Annotated in this window: 16 protein-coding genes; 10 read left to right on the top strand and 6 right to left on the bottom strand. The window is 60.7% G+C overall.

The window, feature by feature from the left end; genetic code table 11:
• Positions 1-56: 56 nt before the first annotated feature.
• Positions 57-473, bottom strand: a complete 417-nt coding sequence (locus tag V3W39_RS19250; protein ID WP_177112537.1) for a DUF3010 family protein — start codon at positions 471-473, stop codon at positions 57-59.
• A 38-nt stretch (positions 474-511) separates the two neighbouring features.
• A complete protein-coding gene (locus tag V3W39_RS19245; protein ID WP_330213133.1) occupies positions 512-1,702 on the bottom strand; it encodes an MFS transporter in 1,191 nt (396 codons plus the stop codon).
• 206 nt (positions 1,703-1,908) lie between these two features.
• Between V3W39_RS19245 and V3W39_RS19240 the strand changes: the two genes are divergently transcribed.
• Positions 1,909-2,205, top strand: a complete 297-nt coding sequence (locus tag V3W39_RS19240) for a helix-turn-helix domain-containing protein (RefSeq protein ID WP_259195622.1) — start codon at positions 1,909-1,911, stop codon at positions 2,203-2,205.
• Entirely contained in the window at positions 2,202-3,440 is a 1,239-nt protein-coding gene (locus V3W39_RS19235; RefSeq protein WP_330213132.1) for a type II toxin-antitoxin system HipA family toxin, read from the top strand. Before V3W39_RS19240 ends, V3W39_RS19235 begins: the two co-directional genes overlap by 4 nt.
• A 3-nt stretch (positions 3,441-3,443) precedes the next feature.
• Here V3W39_RS19235 and V3W39_RS19230 read toward each other — a convergent pair whose 3' ends face one another.
• On the bottom strand, positions 3,444-3,845 hold the full coding sequence (locus tag V3W39_RS19230; RefSeq protein ID WP_010167522.1) for a lysozyme inhibitor LprI family protein: 402 nt from the start codon (positions 3,843-3,845) through the stop codon (positions 3,444-3,446).
• Positions 3,846-4,064: 219 nt separating this feature from the next.
• Between V3W39_RS19230 and V3W39_RS19225 the strand changes: the two genes are divergently transcribed.
• The 6 genes from V3W39_RS19225 (at position 4,065) to etfB (ending at position 11,845) form a co-directional block, all read left to right on the top strand.
• Positions 4,065-5,042, top strand: coding sequence for a dipeptidase (locus V3W39_RS19225; protein ID WP_177112539.1), 978 nt, complete (start codon positions 4,065-4,067; stop codon positions 5,040-5,042).
• Between the two features lie 70 nt (positions 5,043-5,112).
• Positions 5,113-5,643: a DUF5943 domain-containing protein gene (locus tag V3W39_RS19220; protein WP_177043181.1), complete on the top strand. Its 531-nt coding sequence runs from the start codon at positions 5,113-5,115 to the stop codon at positions 5,641-5,643.
• A 15-nt stretch (positions 5,644-5,658) separates the two neighbouring features.
• Complete coding sequence (dgcA, locus tag V3W39_RS19215; protein WP_177043182.1) at positions 5,659-7,719, top strand: dimethylglycine demethylation protein DgcA; 2,061 nt, start codon at positions 5,659-5,661, stop codon at positions 7,717-7,719.
• 184 nt (positions 7,720-7,903) lie between these two features.
• Positions 7,904-9,847, top strand: a complete 1,944-nt coding sequence (dgcB, locus tag V3W39_RS19210) for a dimethylglycine demethylation protein DgcB (protein WP_259195625.1) — start codon at positions 7,904-7,906, stop codon at positions 9,845-9,847.
• Positions 9,844-11,064 carry an electron transfer flavoprotein subunit alpha gene (etfA, locus tag V3W39_RS19205; RefSeq protein ID WP_177043184.1) on the top strand — a complete coding sequence of 407 codons (1,221 nt, stop codon included), beginning with the start codon at positions 9,844-9,846 and terminating at the stop codon, positions 11,062-11,064. The genes dgcB and etfA overlap by 4 nt, the downstream gene beginning before the upstream one ends.
• 10 nt (positions 11,065-11,074) lie before the next feature.
• On the top strand, positions 11,075-11,845 hold the full coding sequence (gene etfB, locus V3W39_RS19200; protein WP_177043185.1) for an electron transfer flavoprotein subunit beta: 771 nt from the start codon (positions 11,075-11,077) through the stop codon (positions 11,843-11,845).
• Positions 11,846-12,710: 865 nt separating this feature from the next.
• Here etfB and gbcA read toward each other — a convergent pair.
• Entirely contained in the window at positions 12,711-14,006 is a 1,296-nt protein-coding gene (gbcA, locus tag V3W39_RS19195) for a glycine-betaine demethylase subunit GbcA (protein WP_177027994.1), read from the bottom strand.
• 283 nt (positions 14,007-14,289) lie between these two features.
• On the opposite strand from gbcA, the gene gbcB reads away from it, so the two are divergent.
• Positions 14,290-15,390 (top strand): glycine-betaine demethylase subunit GbcB, encoded by a 1,101-nt coding sequence (gene gbcB / locus V3W39_RS19190; protein WP_010167504.1) that lies wholly within the window; start codon positions 14,290-14,292, stop codon positions 15,388-15,390.
• A gap of 51 nt (positions 15,391-15,441) precedes the next feature.
• Here the strand turns inward: gbcB and V3W39_RS19185 are convergent, their stop codons facing one another.
• Both V3W39_RS19185 and V3W39_RS19180 read right to left on the bottom strand, forming a co-directional pair.
• Entirely contained in the window at positions 15,442-15,642 is a 201-nt protein-coding gene (locus V3W39_RS19185) for a hypothetical protein (RefSeq protein WP_177043187.1), read from the bottom strand.
• 181 nt (positions 15,643-15,823) lie between these two features.
• On the bottom strand, positions 15,824-16,864 hold the full coding sequence (locus V3W39_RS19180) for a threonine aldolase family protein (protein WP_010167499.1): 1,041 nt from the start codon (positions 16,862-16,864) through the stop codon (positions 15,824-15,826).
• 90 nt (positions 16,865-16,954) lie between these two features.
• Here V3W39_RS19180 and V3W39_RS19175 point away from each other — a divergent pair, with 90 nt between their 5' ends.
• Entirely contained in the window at positions 16,955-17,683 is a 729-nt protein-coding gene (locus V3W39_RS19175) for a TraX family protein (protein WP_330213131.1), read from the top strand.
• Positions 17,684-17,809 lie beyond the last annotated feature (126 nt).

Raw genomic sequence — 17,809 nt, 5'->3', positions numbered from 1 at the left:
GCTGATACACCGCTATCGCAGGCAACCTAGCTCCCACAGTGGATTTGCGGTGTGGCTTATTTCTTCACCAGTGCCGAGCAGGCCGCTTTAAACGCCTCATGCTGATACTTGTTCAACGTCGCAGGCAGACCAAAGTCGTGCTTCTTGTTCTGCGCATTGATGGTCTGCGGCGACAACAGCGTCACCTCCACACCCTCCAGCAACTGAAACACCCCTTCAATCTTGAACGTGGTCGGCCCACCGGCGAATTCGCCTTTCTTGCTGCGCTTCTTGATGGCGATCCGAGTGATCGAATTTTCCCGCACAAACGCACTCACCTGAGCGGCGAAGGCCTTGACGTTGGCCGCCTCATCGTCGTCTTCAAGGGCGATTTTCTTGGTGGCCAGGGCAACGTGGCTCAGTGCCTGGCCGTCCAGCGAGGCGACGGCGATGATGGCTTCACTGCCTTTGATTTCGATGCCGCAGATAGTCATGGAGTCGCCTTGGAAAAGTGGAGAAGGCGCGAATGGTATCAGGCTCGACGCGGTTGGCGCGCTCCGGCCATCAGGCTCAGGCACGCTGCCGCCAGGGCTGATGCCGTCACCAGAGCACCCACCAGCGGCGTGATTTCCAGGCTGCTCTTGGCGATTACCACACCGCCCAGCGCCGCGCCCAAGGCTACGCCCAGGTGCATCGCCGAGGTATTGATCCCCACATTGGCCTCCCCGGACTCTGGCGCGGTGTGCAGCAAGTAGTTCTGGACCACGGGCGAGATGGTCCAGCTCAACGCCATCCACAACGCGTACAGCGCCAGGAAACTCGCCAGCGACCCTGTGGCCCATGGCAGCAGCGCCATGACCAGGGTGAACAGCGCCGGGATCAACACCAGCGCGCGCTTGAACCCCAGCCGGTCCGACAGCCAGCCGCCGCAATAACCACCGCAGATGGCTGCGATGCCGAAGAATACATAGAGATAGCTCAAGGACACGCCATGGATGCCCATGGTCTGTTGCACGTAGGGCGCGAGGTACGCGAACAGCACAAAATGCCCGGTCAACAACAGCACCGACACCAGTTGCGCCAACAGCAGCTTGGGAATCGCCAGTTGGCGACAGTAATCACGCAGTGAGGTGGGCGGGCGGCTGGCGAACGTCGGCAGGCTCAGGCGCAACAGTACGGCAATCACCACCGCCAGCAGCGCCAACAGCAGGAAGGGCGCCCGCCAACTGAGCGACTCACTTACGGCAATACCCAGCGGAACCCCCAGCACCAGCGAACCGCTGATGCCCATGAACACAATACCGATCGCCCGGCCACGCAAGCGCACATCCACCAGCGACGCCGAGAGGGTCGAGGCCAGCACCACCACCAACGCACAACTGGCCGCGCTGATGATGCGACAGACCAGCAGCATCCAGTAATTCACCGCCAGCCCGGAGCCGAGGTTGCCCACCGCAAACGTCAGCAATGCGGCAATCAGCAAGGTGCGCCGTTCAATGCGCGAGGTCAGCGACAGCAGGGGTGCGGCGCACAGGGCAAAGGTCAGGGAAAACACCGCCGTCAGTTGCCCGGCAGCGCTCAGGGTGACACCCATCTCCCGGGATAACAGCGGCAGAATCCCGCCCACCAGGTTTTCATCGATACCGGCGACGAAGGCGGCGAGGGCGAGGAGGTAGATGCGTGGGTTCATGGGGCGGCATTGGTAGAAATGGGCGCTGATCATGGCGGTCAATCTGATTGACTGGCAAGTCAACAAAATTGTTCGGGGCCGGGCCGGAAGGTAAAGGTTCAGAAAATTAATTATATATAAAAGATAAAATATTGTCCTTTAAAGGCAATATTTTGCCATTAAAGATATCCCATTACCCATTATAGATTTGTTCTTTTTATCGCTGCTACACTTGCTCACACTCCACCGGAAGTCGAACCATGGCCCTTATTCATATCCTTTACGCCCCTGGTGAAATCGCCCTGCAGATCGCTGGCAACGCCAAAGCGCTTCGGTTGAGTAAAAACCTTTCTCGACGTGCGCTGGCGACCAAATCCGGGGTGCCCGAGTCCACGATCAAGCGTTTCGAGACAACCGGCAAGGTTTCCCTGGACGCGCTGTTATTGATCGCGATGAGCCTGGGCGTCGGCGAGCAAATGGCGCAACTGTTCAGCGCGCCAGCACCGGTCAGCCTTCAAGAACTGAAAAATCACACCAGGCTTCGAGGTCGTCAATGAAACCGGTCACCGCGCTCCACGTCATGTTGCAAGGTTCCCGGGTGGGTGAGTTGGTCGATATCCCCCGTAAAGGCCTGTATTTCTCCTTTGACCCGAGCTGGCTGTTGAAGGGTTTCAACCTGGCGCCCCTGCACATGGAGTTTTCATCGAGGCCCCAGCTGGCTGCGGACACCACGCTGTTCAATGGGCTGCATGGCGCCTTCAGCGACTCCCTGCCCGATGGTTGGGGGTTGCTGCTGATGGATCGTTTCTTTCGCCGCTCAATGGCGATTGAGCGGCATGCATTGGGACCTTTGGACCGATTGGCCTACATGGGCGACCGGGGCATGGGAGCATTGGAATACGTGCCTATGTTCGAGAAGGATCCCGATCAGGCGGCCCTGGATCTGGCCTCTCTCTACCAGGCTTCCCAAGACGTTCTGTCGGGTGAAACCTGCGAAGTGATTGAATCGTTGCGTTTCGCCGGTGGTTCCCCCGGCGGTGCCCGTCCCAAGGCGGTCATCGGGCTGTCGCCTGACAAGTCCCGGGCCATTTCTTCATTTGGTGAGATGCCGGATGAATACGAACACTGGTTGATCAAATTCCGCAGCCAGGACGAGCATCGCGACAGCGGAGCGATCGAGCAGGTATACGCAATCACGGCTCGTAGTGCCGGCGTCGAAATTTCCGCTTCGGACTTGTTAGAGGTCCGGACACCGACAGGCATTGAGCGCTTCTTTGCCACTCGCCGTTTTGACCGTGACGGCGCCACCCGGCGGCATATGCTGACAGCCGCTGCGATTCTGTACGCAGACTTCCGCATGCCCAGCCTGGATTATGGCGACCTGTTGCGCCTCACGTTCGCGGTTACCAAGGATGCCAGCCAGGTACAGAAAATGGCGCGGCTGATGGTGTTCAACGCGCTTGCCCACAACCGGGACGATCACGCTAAAAACTTCTCGTTCTTTGGCGCAACCAGTGGCTGGCAGATGGCGCCAGCGTATGACCTGACATTTTCCAGCACCAGTGGTCGCGGCAATGAGCACACCACGGCGTTTGCAGGCGCCGGCTACCCGACACGCAAGGTGATCACCGAAGTCTGCAAGCCATTCAGCTTTCTGGAGCCTGAGCTTTACATCGAGCAGACCCTGGACGCGTTATCGCAATGGAATCAGCACTGTGCCGACTTCGAGGTCGATAAGGACCAGCGGGAAAGTGTGCTGCTGACGCTTAACTCGGTGTGGAAAGACTTCTAACGCTTATTCCTGCCCAATCGACTCCAAAAACTCCGACCGTTCATCACTCATCCGCGCCAAACAATCATTTTGCTGGATCGCATATTCCTTGCTGCCCGCCACCGCCGGGAAGGTATCCACGGCGCAATCCGCATCCCGTAACTTTTCCCACTTCTGCTGGGCATCCTTCAGACGAGCGGTAATGTCTGCCAGCTGCGTCTTGTTGCTGCCATAGGTCGAACCCATGCGTTCCAGCAGCCCCTGGTAGTTATCCTTGAGCAGTTGTTCGGCGGTGGTTTTGTTGTAGGTGGCGCATTCCAGGGTTTGTTTGTCGTTCTCGATGCCATCGCAGGGCGTGTTGTCAGTGTCTTCCGCCGCGTGTACGCCGGTTGCGATGAGTGCCAAAGCCAGGAAAATCGATTTCATTGCGCCGTCTCATATCAGTTGATCAGCAAATTCTGGCTCAAGCGTAAGACAAAGAACAGACACCCGTCAGAGATGTCATGTTGGCCTTTGTCGCGGATTGACGCTTTCGGCAATTCCCTTGTCGTTTTTGCACCCGGCTCCTTCTGCCCCGGGGCATATGCTGGCCCCAAAGCGCCGGCAGACGATTCGGCGCATGAATCGCCAATAAGGGGACGCCTGATGAGCCCAGCCGAATTGCACGCCGACAGCATCGTTATCGACGGGCTGATCATTGCCAAGTGGAACCGCGACCTGTTCGAAGACATGCGCAAGGGTGGCCTCACTGCCGCCAACTGCACTGTGTCGGTATGGGAAGGGTTCCAGGCCACCATTAACAACATCGTGGCCAGCCAGACCCTGATCCGCGAGAACAGCGACCTGGTGATCCCGGTGAAAACCACCGCCGATATCCGTCGCGCCAAAGAGCAGGGCAAGACCGGCATCATCTTCGGCTTCCAGAACGCCCACGCGTTTGAAGACCAGCTCGGCTACGTCGAGATCTTCAAGCAGCTCGGGGTGGGCGTGGTGCAGATGTGCTACAACACCCAGAACCTGGTGGGCACCGGCTGCTACGAGCGCGACGGTGGCCTGTCGGGTTTCGGTCGCGAGATCGTCGCCGAGATGAACCGCGTCGGCATCATGTGCGACCTGTCCCACGTGGGCTCCAAAACCTCTGAGGAAGTCATCCTCGAATCGAAAAAGCCGGTGTGCTACTCGCACTGCCTGCCGTCGGGCCTCAAAGAGCACCCGCGCAACAAGTCCGATGAAGAGCTGAAGTTCATCGCCGACCACGGCGGCTTTGTGGGCGTGACCATGTTCGCGCCGTTCCTCGCCAAGGGCATCGATTCGACCATCGACGACTACGCCGAAGCCATCGAATACACCATGAACATCGTGGGCGAAGACGCCATCGGCATCGGCACCGACTTCACCCAGGGCCATGGCCAGGATTTCTTCGAAATGCTGACCCACGACAAGGGCTACGCCCGCCGCCTGACCAGCTTCGGCAAGATCATCAACCCGCTGGGCATCCGCACCGTGGGCGAGTTCCCCAACCTCACCGAGACCCTGCTCAAGCGCGGCCATCCTGAGCGTGTGGTGCGCAAGATCATGGGCGAGAACTGGGTCAACGTCTTGAAAGAAGTCTGGGGCGAATAAGCCAACCTCTCTTTTCCCCCGGCCATCCACGCCGGGGGCATCCAAACGAATTTTCTGGAGTTAAATTTCCATGGCCAAGATCGCCCCTCAATTGCCTATCGAAGTCGACAGCGAAACCGGTGTCTGGACCTCCGACGCCCTGCCGATGCTGTACGTGCCGCGCCATTTCTTCGTCAACAACCACATGGGTATCGAAGAAGTCCTGGGAGCCGACGCCTACGCCGAAATCCTCTACAAGGCCGGCTATAAATCCGCCTGGCACTGGTGTGAAAAAGAAGCTGAATGCCACGGCCTGGAAGGCGTCGCAGTGTTCGAGCACTACATGAAGCGCCTGTCGCAGCGCGGCTGGGGCCTGTTCAAGATCCAGGACATCGACCTCGACAAAGGCACCGCCAGCGTCAAGCTCGAACACTCGGCATTCGTCTACGTGTACGGCAAGGTCGGGCGCAAGGTCGACTACATGTTCACCGGCTGGTTTGCCGGCGCGATGGACCAGATCCTCGAAGCCCGCGGCAGCAAGGTCCGCACCGTTGCGCAGCAAGTCTACGGCGGCTCCGAAGAGGGCCACGACGACGGCCTGTTCACCGTCAAGCCGTTGTAAGTCGAGGAACCTGCCATGGCTTTCGAAGCAATGTTTGCGCCGATCCAGATCGGCAAACTGACCATCCGCAACCGCGTGCTCAGTACCGCCCACGCCGAGGTGTATGCCACCGACGGTGGGATGACCACCGACCGCTATGTGAAGTACTACGAAGAGAAAGCCAAGGGCGGCATCGGCCTGGCGATCTGTGGCGGTTCCTCGGTGGTCGCCATCGACAGCCCCCAGGAATGGTGGAGCTCGGTGAACCTGTCCACCGACCGTATCATCCCGCACTTCCAGAACCTGGCCGACGCCATGCACAAGCATGGCGCCAAGATCATGATTCAGATTACCCACATGGGCCGTCGCTCGCGTTGGGATGGCTTTAACTGGCCGACCCTGATGTCGCCGTCCGGCGTGCGTGAGCCGGTGCACCGTGCCACCTGCAAGACCATCGAGCCGGAAGAGATCTGGCGTGTGATCGGCAACTACGCCAGCGCCGCCAAGCGCGCCAAGGCGGGTGGCCTGGACGGTGTGGAACTGTCTGCCGTGCACCAGCACATGATCGACCAGTTCTGGAGCCCGCGGGTCAACAAGCGGACCGACGAGTGGGGTGGCACCTTCGAAGGCCGCATGAAGTTCGGCCTGGAAGTGTTGAAAGCGGTGCGCGCCGAAGTCGGTGACGACTTCTGCGTGGGCATGCGCCTGTGCGGCGACGAGTTCCATCCGGACGGCCTGTCCCACGAGGACATGAAGCAGATCGCCAAGTACTACGACGACACCGGCATGCTCGATTTCATCGGCGTCGTCGGCTCGGGCTGCGACACCCATAACACCCTGGCCAACGTTATCCCCAACATGAGTTATCCACCGGAGCCGTTCCTGCACCTGGCGGCCGGTATCAAGGAAGTGGTCAAGGTTCCGGTGCTGCACGCGCAGAACATCAAGGACCCGAACCAGGCCACGCGCATCCTCGAAGGCGGCTATGTGGACATGGTCGGCATGACCCGTGCGCACATCGCCGACCCGCACTTGATCGCCAAGATCAAGATGGGCCAGATCGACCAGATCAAGCAGTGTGTCGGCGCCAACTATTGCATCGACCGCCAGTACCAGGGCCTGGATGTGCTGTGCATCCAGAACGCCGCGACCTCCCGTGAATACATGGGCGTGCCGCATATCATCGAGAAGTCCACCGGGCCGAAACGCAAGGTGGTGGTGGTCGGTGCCGGCCCTGCGGGGATGGAAGCCGCGCGCGTTGCCGCCGAACGTGGCCACGACGTGACCCTGTTGGAGAAAAAAGAGTTTATCGGCGGGCAAATCACCACCGCCTCCAAAGCCCCGCAACGCGACCAGATCGCCGGGATCACGCGCTGGTTCCAGCTGGAGCTGGCGCGCTTGAAAGTCGACCTGCGCCTGGGCGTGGCCGCTGATGCCGAGACCATCCTGGACCTGCGTCCGGACGTGGTGGTGCTGGCGGTGGGCGGGCATCCGAACGTGGAGCAGAACGAACACTGGGGCGCGGCCGAAGGGCTGATCGTCAGTAGCTGGGACGTGCTCGACGGCAAAGTCGCGCCGGGCAAGAACGTGCTGGTCTACGACACCATCTGCGAGTTCACCGGCATGTCGGTGGCGGATTTCCTTGCGGACAAAGGCAGCCAGGTCGAGATCGTCACCGACGACATCAAGCCGGGCGTGGCCATCGGCGGTACATCGTTCCCGACCTACTACCGCAGCATGTATCCGAAAGAAGTGATCATGACCGGCGACATGATGCTGGAAAAGGTCTACCGCGAGGGCGACAAGCTGGTGGCGGTGCTGGAGAACGAATACACCGGCGCCAAAGAGGAGCGGGTGGTGGACCAGGTGGTGGTCGAAAACGGCGTGCGTCCGGACGAAGCCATCTACTACGGGCTCAAGGAGGGTTCGCGCAACAAGGGCCAGATCGACGTTGAAGCCCTGTTCGCGATCAAGCCGCAGCCGTGCCTGAGCGAGCCGGGTGAAGGGTATTTGCTGTTCCGCATCGGTGACTGCGTGGCCCAGCGTAATACCCACGCCGCCATCTATGACGCCCTGCGCCTGTGCAAGGATTTCTGATCCGACACTGAACTCATGTGGAAATTGATCAATGTGGGAGCCGGCTTTTCTGTGGGAGCCGGGCTTGCCCGCGATGCAGGCGACTCGGTCGTCAGTGAAACCGAGTTGATGCCATCGCAGGCAAGCCAGCTCCCACACTGATTCGGTTTCCATGCAGGACCAGTGTGGTCTGTGGAGCTTCACCATGTTGAACACCTTGCTTCCTGTTCTTTTGTTTGCCGCACTGGGCCTCGCCGTCCTCGGCGCCCTGCGCCGGGTGAACATGTGGCGCCGTGGTCGTGCTTCCAAAGTCGACCTGCTTGGCGGCCTGTTGGCCATGCCCAAGCGCTACATGGTCGACCTGCACCACGTGGTCGCCCGCGACAAATACATCGCCAACACCCACGTCGCCACCGCCCTGGGCTTTGTGCTCTCGGCGCTGCTGGCGATCCTGGTGCACGGTTTCGGCCTGCATAACCGCATCCTCGGCTACGCCTTGCTGCTGGCCTCGGTGCTGATGTTTGTCGGCGCCACCTTCGTCTACCTGCGCCGGCGCAACCCACCTGCGCGCCTGTCGAAAGGCCCATGGATGCGCCTGCCGAAAAGCCTGATGGCGTTCTCGGTAAGCTTCTTCCTGGTGACCTTGCCGGTGGCCGGGATCCTGCCTGCCGACTTCGGCGGCTGGCTGCTCGCGGCGCTGCTGAGCCTGGGCGTGTTGTGGGGCGTGTCGGAGATGTTCTTCGGCATGACCTGGGGCGGCCCGATGAAACACGCCTTCGCCGGTGCCTTGCACCTGGCCTGGCACCGCCGCGCCGAGCGCTTCGGCGGTGGCCGTTCCACCGGATTGAAACCGCTGGATCTGGCCGATAAAACCGCGCCCCTGGGCGTGGAAAAACCGCTGGATTTCACCTGGAACCAGCTGCTTGGCTTCGACGCCTGCGTGCAGTGCGGCAAGTGCGAAGCCGCGTGCCCGGCGTTCGCCGCCGGCCAGCCGCTGAACCCGAAAAAACTCATCCAGGACATGGTGGTCGGCCTGGCCGGTGGCACCGACGCCAAGTTCGCTGGCAGCCCTTATCCGGGCAAAGCCATCGGCGAACACGGTGGCAATCCGCATCAGCCGATCGTCAACGGTCTGGTGGATGCTGAAACCCTGTGGTCGTGCACCACCTGCCGCGCCTGCGTGGAAGAGTGTCCGATGATGATCGAGCACGTGGACGCCATCGTCGACATGCGCCGCCACCTCACCCTGGAAAAAGGCGCCACCCCGAACAAGGGCGCCGAAGTCCTGGAAAACTTGATCGCCACCGATAACCCGGGCGGTTTCGCGCCGGGCGGGCGGATGAACTGGGCGGCGGACTTGAACCTGCCGTTGCTCAGCGACCGGAAAACCGTCGACGTATTGTTCTGGGTCGGCGACGGCGCGTTCGACATGCGCAACCAGCGCACCTTGCGCTCTTTCGTCAAAGTGCTGAAAGCCGCCAAGGTCGACTTCGCGGTACTGGGCCTTGAAGAGCGCGACAGCGGCGACGTGGCCCGGCGTCTTGGAGATGAAGCCACCTTCCAGCTGCTGGCCGCGCGCAATATCCAGACCCTGGCCAGGTACAGCTTCAAGCGCATCGTCACCTGCGACCCCCACAGTTTCCACGTGCTGAAAAACGAATACGGCGCCTTCGACGGCAACTACCTCGTGCAGCACCACAGCACTTACATGGCCGAGCTGATCGACGCCGGCGCCTTGAACCTGGGCCAGCACAAAGGCAATAGCGTGACCTATCACGACCCGTGCTATCTGGGCCGCTACAACGGCGAGTACGAGGCACCGCGCCAAGTGCTGCGGGCGCTGGGAATCGAGGTCAAGGAAATGCAGCGCTCCGGCTTCCGCTCCCGCTGCTGCGGTGGCGGTGGCGGCGCGCCGATTACCGATATTCCCGGCAAGCAGCGGATTCCCGACATGCGCATGGAAGACATCCGCGAGACCGGCGCCGAGCTGGTGGCCGTGGGTTGTCCACAGTGCACGGCGATGCTTGAGGGCGTTGTAGAACCGCGCCCACTGATCAAGGACATCGCCGAGCTGGTGGCTGATGCCTTGCTTGAAGACGCCGCCCCGGCCAAGACCCCGAAACGCGAACCTGCGCAGGTGCATATATGAGCGACATTATCCGCCGCGACCCACGGGCTGAATGGATCGCGCGTAACCGCCTGCACCCGCTGCACGCGGCGATGCAGCCGGTGCAACACAGCTGGATGGGGCCTAACGGCGTCATCCGCAAGAACGTGCACGGTGTCGGTTTTATCGGCCCCAACGGCATCAAGCGTATCGACCGCAGCGGCGCCCAGCAGGGCGGCGCGGCCAAGCGTTCGGCGGCGGTGGAAGTGCAGTTGCCGTTGCATCAGGTGGCAGCCCCGGCGTTCTACATCAACGTGGTGCCGGACATGGTCGGCGGCCGCCTGAGCAGCCACGACCGCGACCTGCTGGGCCTGGCCCGGCAACTGGCCGGCGACGACGGTGCGGTGCTGGCCGTGGTGTTCGGCGAGCACAAGGAAAACGCCTTTGCCACCGCCGGTGTCGACCGGCTGCTGGTGCTGGACGGTCATGAGTTCGACGGTTATTCACCGGAGCAACGGGTCCATGGCCTGCGGGCTGTGGATAACCAGTTCAACCCGCGCCACTGGTTGCTGCCCGACAGCCGCAACGGCGGTGGTGAGTTGGGCCGGCGCTTTGCCGCCAGCCTCAAGGAACGCCCGGCCACGCGGGTCTGGCAGATCAAGGGCCAGGAATGTATTGGCCGCGCCGGTGCCGGCCAGGAAGACCTGGCCAGGCCTTTGCCTCGGATGATCCTGGCAGCGGCGGAATGCGCCGATCCTGTCAGCGAGACCCGTCACGAAGTGCTGCCGGTAGAGTTATCCACAAGCCTGGCCCGCAGCTTGCCGCGTATTGAAGATTTGGGCGCGGTGGCCGTCGACCCGGCGGCGATTCCCATGGCCGAAGCGGAGTTTATTTTCTCTGGCGGCAACGGGGTCAAGGACTGGGCGCTGTTCCACCAGACCGCCGCCGCGCTGGGCGCCACCGAAGGCGCCTCGCGGGTGGCGGTGGACGACGGCTTCATGGCCCGTGACCGCCAGGTGGGTGCCAGCGGCACCTGGGTCACCGCCCGGGTTTACGTGGCGGTGGGGATTTCCGGGGCGATCCAGCACCTGCAAGGCATTGGTGCCTGCGACAAGGTGGTGGCGATCAACCTCGACCCGGGCTGCGACATGATCAAGCGTGCCGACCTGTCGGTGATCGGCGAAAGCGCCGCGATACTGCAAGCCTTGATCGTTGCGGTCGAGGCCTACCGCAATGGCGCCAAGCGCGATGCGGCTTAAGGATATGGCCATGACCACGAATGTAATCAGCCTGGTGTCCATCGGCGCCCACCCGACGTCCGGCCGCCCGCGCCGCGCGGAGCAAGATGCCCGTGCGGTAGAACTGGGCCTGCAACTGGCTGGGGATAACCTGCAAGTGCTGCACGCCGGCGACATCGGCGAGCCGACGCTGCGCGCCTACCTGGGCATGGGGTTGGCGCAGATGCATGTACTTGAGCAACCGGCCGGGGCGGACGCCTTGCCGGTGCTCAGCGACTATCTGCGGGACGCGGGCGCCCAAGTGGTGCTCACCGGCAGCCAGGCGGAAACCGGTGAAGGCTCGGGCATGTTGCCGTTCCTGCTGGCCGAGCAATTGGGCTGGCCGCTGATTGTCGGCCTGGCCCAGGTGGAATCCATCGAGGGCGGCGTGGCTCACGTGCTGCAAGCGCTGCCACGTGGCCAGCGGCGACGCCTGAAGGTGCGCCTGCCGTTTCTGGCCACGGTGGATAACGCGGCGCCCAAGCCACGGCAAAGCGCCTACGGCCCGGCTCAGCGCGGGGTGCTGGAGGCGCATGATGTTGAGGTGTTGGAGGATGAGTTATTCACAGGTGCTGTGTTGCAGCCGGCCAAGCCACGGCCCAAGCGCCTCAAGGTAATCAAGGCCAAGAGCGGTGCGGACAGGATGAAGGCGGCCACGGCCAAGGCCAGTGGTGGTGGTGGGCAGGTGCTCAAGGGTGTCAGCCCGCAAGACGGTGCCCAGGCCATCCTTAAATTGCTTATAGAAGAAGGTGTCGTTCGCTGACCCCTTGTAGGAGCGAGCTTGCTCGCGAAGAGCCTGAGACCTCCGCGTTAAACCTGACACGCTGCGTTATCGTTGACGTTTTTCGCGAGCAAGCTCGCTCCTACAGGAGATTTGTGGGTTTACCCACAATCCCTGTTAACCCAGCTGTGGATAACCTGTTCGCCGCTGTCCACACCCCATGCAAATCAAGCCCTGCAGCCCTCTGTACGAAAAACAACCAACCTAACTGCCGGTTTTTCCTTGGGTTTTTCTGTGGATAAGGAAAATGCCCGGCGCACACTTGCCCCCAAAGTCTGTTGGTGCTTCTGTGGATAAGATGTTCGCTATCCGCTGTATGCCTTATAAACCGTGGCCTGTAGTTGTTTGATCAAAATATGATCAATATCGTCTTTTTCGCTGGTTTTCCCTCTCAAACCCGCGATTTCACTCATTCACAGGCGGTTTTCCACAGACAGGCCAAAGTTGCCCCCAAAGTCTGTTGGCGCTTCTGTGGATAAGGTGTTTGCGTTCCTCTGTAGCCCATACAGAACGTGGCTTTCAGGCTTTAGATCAAAAAATGATCAATGCGGGATAAAACCCGGCCGTTTGAATAAGTCACGGATTTTCTTGATTTTATTTCGATAGGAAAGCGCAGTTGCCCACAATTGCTGTGGGTGGCTCTGTGGATAAGTTGTTGGGCAATGGCTGGAGGGCAGGGCGGAACTGGTCTGTCAGGGTGTTGCATGAATTATGTACAGCCACAAACTATTGTGGGAGCCGGGCTTGCCCGCGATGACGGAGTAACAGCCAACAGAAGGGTTGAATGTTAAATCGCTATCGCGGGCAAGCCCGGCTCCCACATTTTGATCAGCCGCGTGTCAGCGGTTTACTCATGTACGGCCACGCCTTTCAGGTAAGGCGCCGGCGCCGCCCCCAGATTGCTCAGCATCCGCTCGCTGTACCAGTCCACAAAGTTCACTACGCCAAACTCATAGGTCTTGGAGTACGGCCCCGGCTGGTAGGCGGTGGAGTTGATGCCGCGCTGGTTCTCTTCGGCCAGGCGACGGTCCTGGTCGTTGGTGGCGTCCCACACTTTGCGCATGCGCTCCACGTCGTAGTCCACACCTTCCACGGCGTCCTTGTGCACGATCCATTTGGTGGTGACCATGGTTTCCTGGGCGCTGATCGGCCACACGGTGAACACGATGATGTGGTCGCCCATACAGTGGTTCCACGAGTGCGGCAGGTGTAGGATGCGCATCGAGCCCAGGTCCGGGTTCTTGATGCGACCCATCAGCTTGTTGCAGCCCTGCTTGCCGTCGAGGGTCATCGACACGGTGCCCTTGAGCAGCGGCATGCGCACGATGCGGTTACGCAGGCCGAAGCTGGCGTGGGCGTAAGGGATCTTCTCGGCGTCCCAGGCAGCAGCGGAGGCGGCCACGTGATCCTTGAAGGCCTGGTCGGCCCGTGGGTCGGTGACGTCGTCCCATTCCAGCAGGGTTTTCAACAGCTCCGGGTGCGACGCGTTGCAGTGGTAGCACTCGCGGTTGTTTTCCAGCACCAGCTTCCAGTTGGCTTTTTCGAACAAGGTGGTCTGGATCGCCACCTTGGTGTTTTCCATGTCGTAGGGTTCCATGTAGTGGCTCAGCGTCGACAGGAAGTCGTCGATGGCCGGCGGAGTCGAAGACAGGCTGATGAAGATATAGCCACCGGCGGTCTTCACGTTCACAGGCTTCAAGCCGTACTGCTTCATGTCGAAGTCGGCGCCCATCTCGGTGCCGGCGAACAGCAGGCGGCCGTCCAGCTCGTACGTCCACTGGTGGTAATGGCACACCAGCTTGGCAACCTTGCCCTTGTCGCTGGTGCACAAGCGCGAACCGCGATGGCGGCACACGTTATGGAACGCATGCACCACGCCATCGGCGCCGCGGATCACGATGATCGGGTTTTTGCCCACCTGCAGGGTGATGTAGTTGCCTTTGGCTGGGATCTCGCAGGTCATGCCGGCGATCAACCACTCTTTCTGGAAAATTTCCTGCATGTCGATATCGAACAGCCGCTCATCAGAGTAAAACGGCTGCGGCAGCGAAAAGGTGCGCTCGCGCTCTTGCAGCATTTGCGCGGTGGCCTTGCGTGCGGGTTCCAGCGGATCGCCCAAGCTTAAGGTTGCGGTGACGTCCATCGTGTGTGTCCTCATGGCCATTCTGTGTGGCCGGCGAATAGTGGCTACGGTTGGTGCTATGCAAGGCGTAAAGAAAGCGTCTTTATGTGAAGCGAGTGTGGGGCCGGCGCAGGCCGGAACCTTATCCATGAGCGACATGGCCCACTCTGTTCCCGACGCGCAACCCCCGTGGTATGGGGGCTGGTCGCGATAAGTATGTGAATGTCGCAGATAGGTAAATGGGTGGTTCGCGCGTTACGCAGAATCGCCACCATAAGGCCGACCTTCGGCGGTGGAGAACAGCATGTCCAACAGCTTCCTGAATCCGGTAACTACCCAGACCTGGGCCAATGGTCGGCACATCGTCCGTTGCGTCAAAGTCATCCAGGAAACCTGGGACGTGCGCACCTTCTGCTTTATGGCCGACCAGCCGATCCTGTTCTTTTTCAAGCCGGGGCAGTTCGTCACCCTGGAGCTGGAGATCGAAGGCCAGCCGATCATGCGTTCCTACACCATTTCCAGCTCGCCCTCGGTGCCTTACAGCTTTTCGGTGACCATCAAGCGCGTGCCCGGCGGCCGGGTGTCCAACTGGTTGCATGACACCTTGCACGAAGGCCAGGAACTGGCGGTGCACGGGCCGGTGGGCCTGTTCAACGCCATCGACTTCCCGAGCCCGAAAGTGCTGTACCTCAGTGGCGGTGTGGGGATTACCCCGGTGATGTCCATGGCACGCTGGTTCTACGACACCAACGCCAACGTCGACATGACGTTTATCCACAGCGCCCGCTCGCCGAAAGACATCATTTACCACCGCGAGCTGGAGCACATGGCGTCGCGGATCGATAACTTCAGCCTGCACCTGATCTGCGAAAAGCATGGTCTTGGCGAGCCGTGGGCCGGTTATCGCGGCTACTTGAACCACAAGATGCTCGAACTGATGGTGCCGGACTTCCTGGAGCGCGAAGTCTTCTGCTGCGGCCCTACGCCGTACATGAATGCGGTGAAACGCCTGCTGGAAGCCTCCGGTTTCGACATGGCGCGGTACCACGAAGAGTCCTTCGGTGCCACGCCACCGGAAGCCCGTGCCGACGCGGTAGAGCAAGCCGAACAAGCGGCGGATGCACCGGAAATCGACCTGGCGGACTTGCATCAGGTGGAGTTCATTGCCTCTGGCAAGAGCATCCGCGTTGCGCCGGGTGAAACTGTGCATGCAGCGGCCGCCAAACTGGGCCTGCTGATTCCGAAAGCCTGCGGCATGGGGATTTGCGGTACGTGCAAGGTGATGAAGCTGGGCGGGGAGGTCGAGATGGACCACAACGGCGGGATCACCGAGGAAGACGAAGCCGAGGGTTACATCCTGTCGTGCTGCAGCGTGCCGAAGGGTGATGTGCGTATCGAGTTCTAACCCTGCACTTTGATCGCCCCCACGCAGAGCGTGGGAGCGATCGGTTAGAGGTTATTGGGCGTAGATGTGGACGACGAAGTGCTGGCCTGACGCTGTCAATTCATAGACTTTGTCGGTGATTTTCAGGGTTCTGAAGGGTTCCCTGATGGTGTCACCGACTTTTGCCGACTTCCTGAATTCATCCCAGTCGATAACCGTGGTGCTGACAGTGCCTTCGCCTTGCAGGTTGATGCCGTAGCTTTGAATTTCCATGGTATTGCCCTCTGCTGGATTTCCGTTTCCGGCCGATTGTTCGGCAGGCGGTTGATCCCGAAAGGCGGCCTTTCCTTCCGGGTTCCAAGAGGCTAGTCAATGAAACTACGGTTAGCTGCTGTCAGAAATATCAAAAAACAGTCTCGGCAATCCGCCAGTATTCATTGGCTTGATTCCTACTTTAGGCGCTCATCACTTCCCGAATATCGGCGGCCAGTTCTCTTACGCGCTCTTCCTCGGTATCCCACGCACACATGAAGCGCGCGCCGCCTTTGCCGATGAAGGTGTAGAAGCGCCAGCCCTTGGCCGTCAGGGCCGCAATCGCCGGTTCCGAGAGTTGCAGGAACACGCCGTTGGCCTGCACCGGGAACATCAATTCCACGCCGGGAATGTCGGCCACCAGGCTGCTGAGCAACTGCGCGCAGTGGTTGGCGTGGCGGGCGTGTTTGAGCCAGGCGTCGTTTTCCAGCAGGCCCACCCACGGGGCCGAGAGGAAGCGCATCTTTGATGCAAGCTGCCCGGCCTGTTTGCAGCGGTAGTCGAAGTCTTCGGCCAGCTTGTGGTTGAAGAACAGGATCGCTTCACCCACGGCCATGCCGTTCTTGGTGCCGCCAAAGCACAGCACGTCGACCCCGGCTTTCCAGGTCAGGTCGGCAGGCGAGCAGCCGAGGAAGGCGCAGGCGTTGGAGAAGCGTGCGCCGTCCATGTGCAGGTTCAGCCCCAGTTCCTTGCAGGTGACGCTGATGGCGCGGATTTCTTCCGGGGTGTACACGCTGCCGACTTCGGTGGCCTGGGTCAGGGTCACGACGCGGGGCTTTGGATAGTGAATGTCCTGACGCTTGAGGGCGATCTCGCGGATCGACTCCGGGGTCAGCTTGCCGTTTTCAGTGCGGGCGGTGAGCAGCTTGGAGCCGTTGGAGAAAAACTCCGGCGCGCCGCATTCGTCGGTTTCGACGTGGGCGGTTTCCGAGCAAATCACGCTATGGTAGCTCTGGCACAGTGAAGACAGGGCCAGGGAGTTGGCGGCGGTGCCGTTGAACGCGAAGAACACTTCGCAGTCGGTTTCGAACAGTTTGCGGAAACCGTCGGCGGCGCGGTGGGTCCATTCATCATCGCCGTAGGCGCGTTGATGGCCCTGGTTGGCGAGTTCCATGGCGGCCCAGGCTTCCGGGCAGATACCGGAATAGTTGTCGCTGGCGAATTGTTGGCTCTTGTCAGTCATGGCCCAGTCCTGTGGTCGATGTTGGTGCGCACTTTACCCAAGATTGTCGGGCGGGCGCACGCACTGTTAATGCAAAGTCAGTGGGGAATTATGCACGGTTCTGAAAGCCTTCCTGTAAGCCGCGTCCGCGATGGGACCCTGGATCTGCTCAAGTGGCTGGCGCTGCTCTGCATGGTGCTGGACCACCTGCGTTATGTCGGTTTGAGCCTGGACGGGCTGTACGTGCCGGGGCGCCTGGCGTTCCCGTGGTTTTGCCTGGCGATTGCGGCGAATCTGCACCGGGTAAAGGATGCGCCGGTGACTGGCCAGTGGCGCTACTTGGGCTGGTTGCTGTTGTTCAGCGTGATCAGTGAAGTGCCGTACCGGCTGTTCATTGACGACGCCGACACGCTGAACGTGCTGCCGACCCTGGCGCTGGGCCTGCTGGTTGCCAGGGGATGGCAGCAGAAGGCGGTCATTGATCGAGGATTGGCGTTGATCGCGCTGGTTTTGGCGGGGTTGTTTTCGGCGCAGTTGATGTTCGGCTTTTTTGGCGTGCTGCTGCCGTTGGCGATGCTGCTGGTGTTTCGTCGGCCTTGGTATTTCAGCGTGTTGCCGGGAGTGGTGTGCCTGGCTGCCAATCAATGGCAGATCCTGCTCAATAGCGGCACGCTGGTGGCGATGCTGGGATTGGCGACATGCCTGATTGCGCCACTGGCCGGATTGGTCTTGTTGCGACAGGTCAGGCACGTGTCGCCGCCGGCCATGCGGCGCTGGGCGTATGCGCTTTATCCGGCGCATTTCCTGCTGCTGCTACTCGTACGCAAGATCATCGCCTGACCCCTGTGGGAGCAGGCAAGCCAGCTCCCACACAAGCCAGCTCCCACATTTTTTCCGTGTTGTTCCGGCCATGTCGTAAACGCACCTTTGCGTGGCGTGCGTAGGCATTTGGTCTCTCTGCGCCAG

The sequence above is a fragment of the Pseudomonas sp. Z18(2022) genome, from assembly GCF_036346535.1.
Lineage (GTDB): Bacteria > Pseudomonadota > Gammaproteobacteria > Pseudomonadales > Pseudomonadaceae > Aquipseudomonas > Aquipseudomonas yamanorum_A.
The sequence above is the reverse complement of the archived record's forward strand: the minus strand, read 5'-3'. Positions and strand labels throughout refer to the sequence as shown.

Coding starts and splice junctions, on each gene's coding strand:
- dgcB (WP_259195625.1), top strand. CDS start 7,904: ATGTTGAACACCTTGCTTCCTGTTCTTTTGTTTGCCGCACTGGGCCTC.
- gbcA (WP_177027994.1), bottom strand. CDS start 14,006: ATGGACGTCACCGCAACCTTAAGCTTGGGCGATCCGCTGGAACCCGCA.
- etfB (WP_177043185.1), top strand. CDS start 11,075: ATGACCACGAATGTAATCAGCCTGGTGTCCATCGGCGCCCACCCGACG.
- dgcA (WP_177043182.1), top strand. CDS start 5,659: ATGGCTTTCGAAGCAATGTTTGCGCCGATCCAGATCGGCAAACTGACC.
- V3W39_RS19225 (WP_177112539.1), top strand. CDS start 4,065: ATGAGCCCAGCCGAATTGCACGCCGACAGCATCGTTATCGACGGGCTG.
- V3W39_RS19240 (WP_259195622.1), top strand. CDS start 1,909: ATGGCCCTTATTCATATCCTTTACGCCCCTGGTGAAATCGCCCTGCAG.
- V3W39_RS19175 (WP_330213131.1), top strand. CDS start 16,955: ATGCACGGTTCTGAAAGCCTTCCTGTAAGCCGCGTCCGCGATGGGACC.
- V3W39_RS19230 (WP_010167522.1), bottom strand. CDS start 3,845: ATGAAATCGATTTTCCTGGCTTTGGCACTCATCGCAACCGGCGTACAC.
- gbcB (WP_010167504.1), top strand. CDS start 14,290: ATGTCCAACAGCTTCCTGAATCCGGTAACTACCCAGACCTGGGCCAAT.
- V3W39_RS19185 (WP_177043187.1), bottom strand. CDS start 15,642: ATGGAAATTCAAAGCTACGGCATCAACCTGCAAGGCGAAGGCACTGTC.
- V3W39_RS19220 (WP_177043181.1), top strand. CDS start 5,113: ATGGCCAAGATCGCCCCTCAATTGCCTATCGAAGTCGACAGCGAAACC.
- V3W39_RS19250 (WP_177112537.1), bottom strand. CDS start 473: ATGACTATCTGCGGCATCGAAATCAAAGGCAGTGAAGCCATCATCGCC.
- V3W39_RS19235 (WP_330213132.1), top strand. CDS start 2,202: ATGAAACCGGTCACCGCGCTCCACGTCATGTTGCAAGGTTCCCGGGTG.
- V3W39_RS19245 (WP_330213133.1), bottom strand. CDS start 1,702: ATGATCAGCGCCCATTTCTACCAATGCCGCCCCATGAACCCACGCATC.
- V3W39_RS19180 (WP_010167499.1), bottom strand. CDS start 16,864: ATGACTGACAAGAGCCAACAATTCGCCAGCGACAACTATTCCGGTATC.
- etfA (WP_177043184.1), top strand. CDS start 9,844: ATGAGCGACATTATCCGCCGCGACCCACGGGCTGAATGGATCGCGCGT.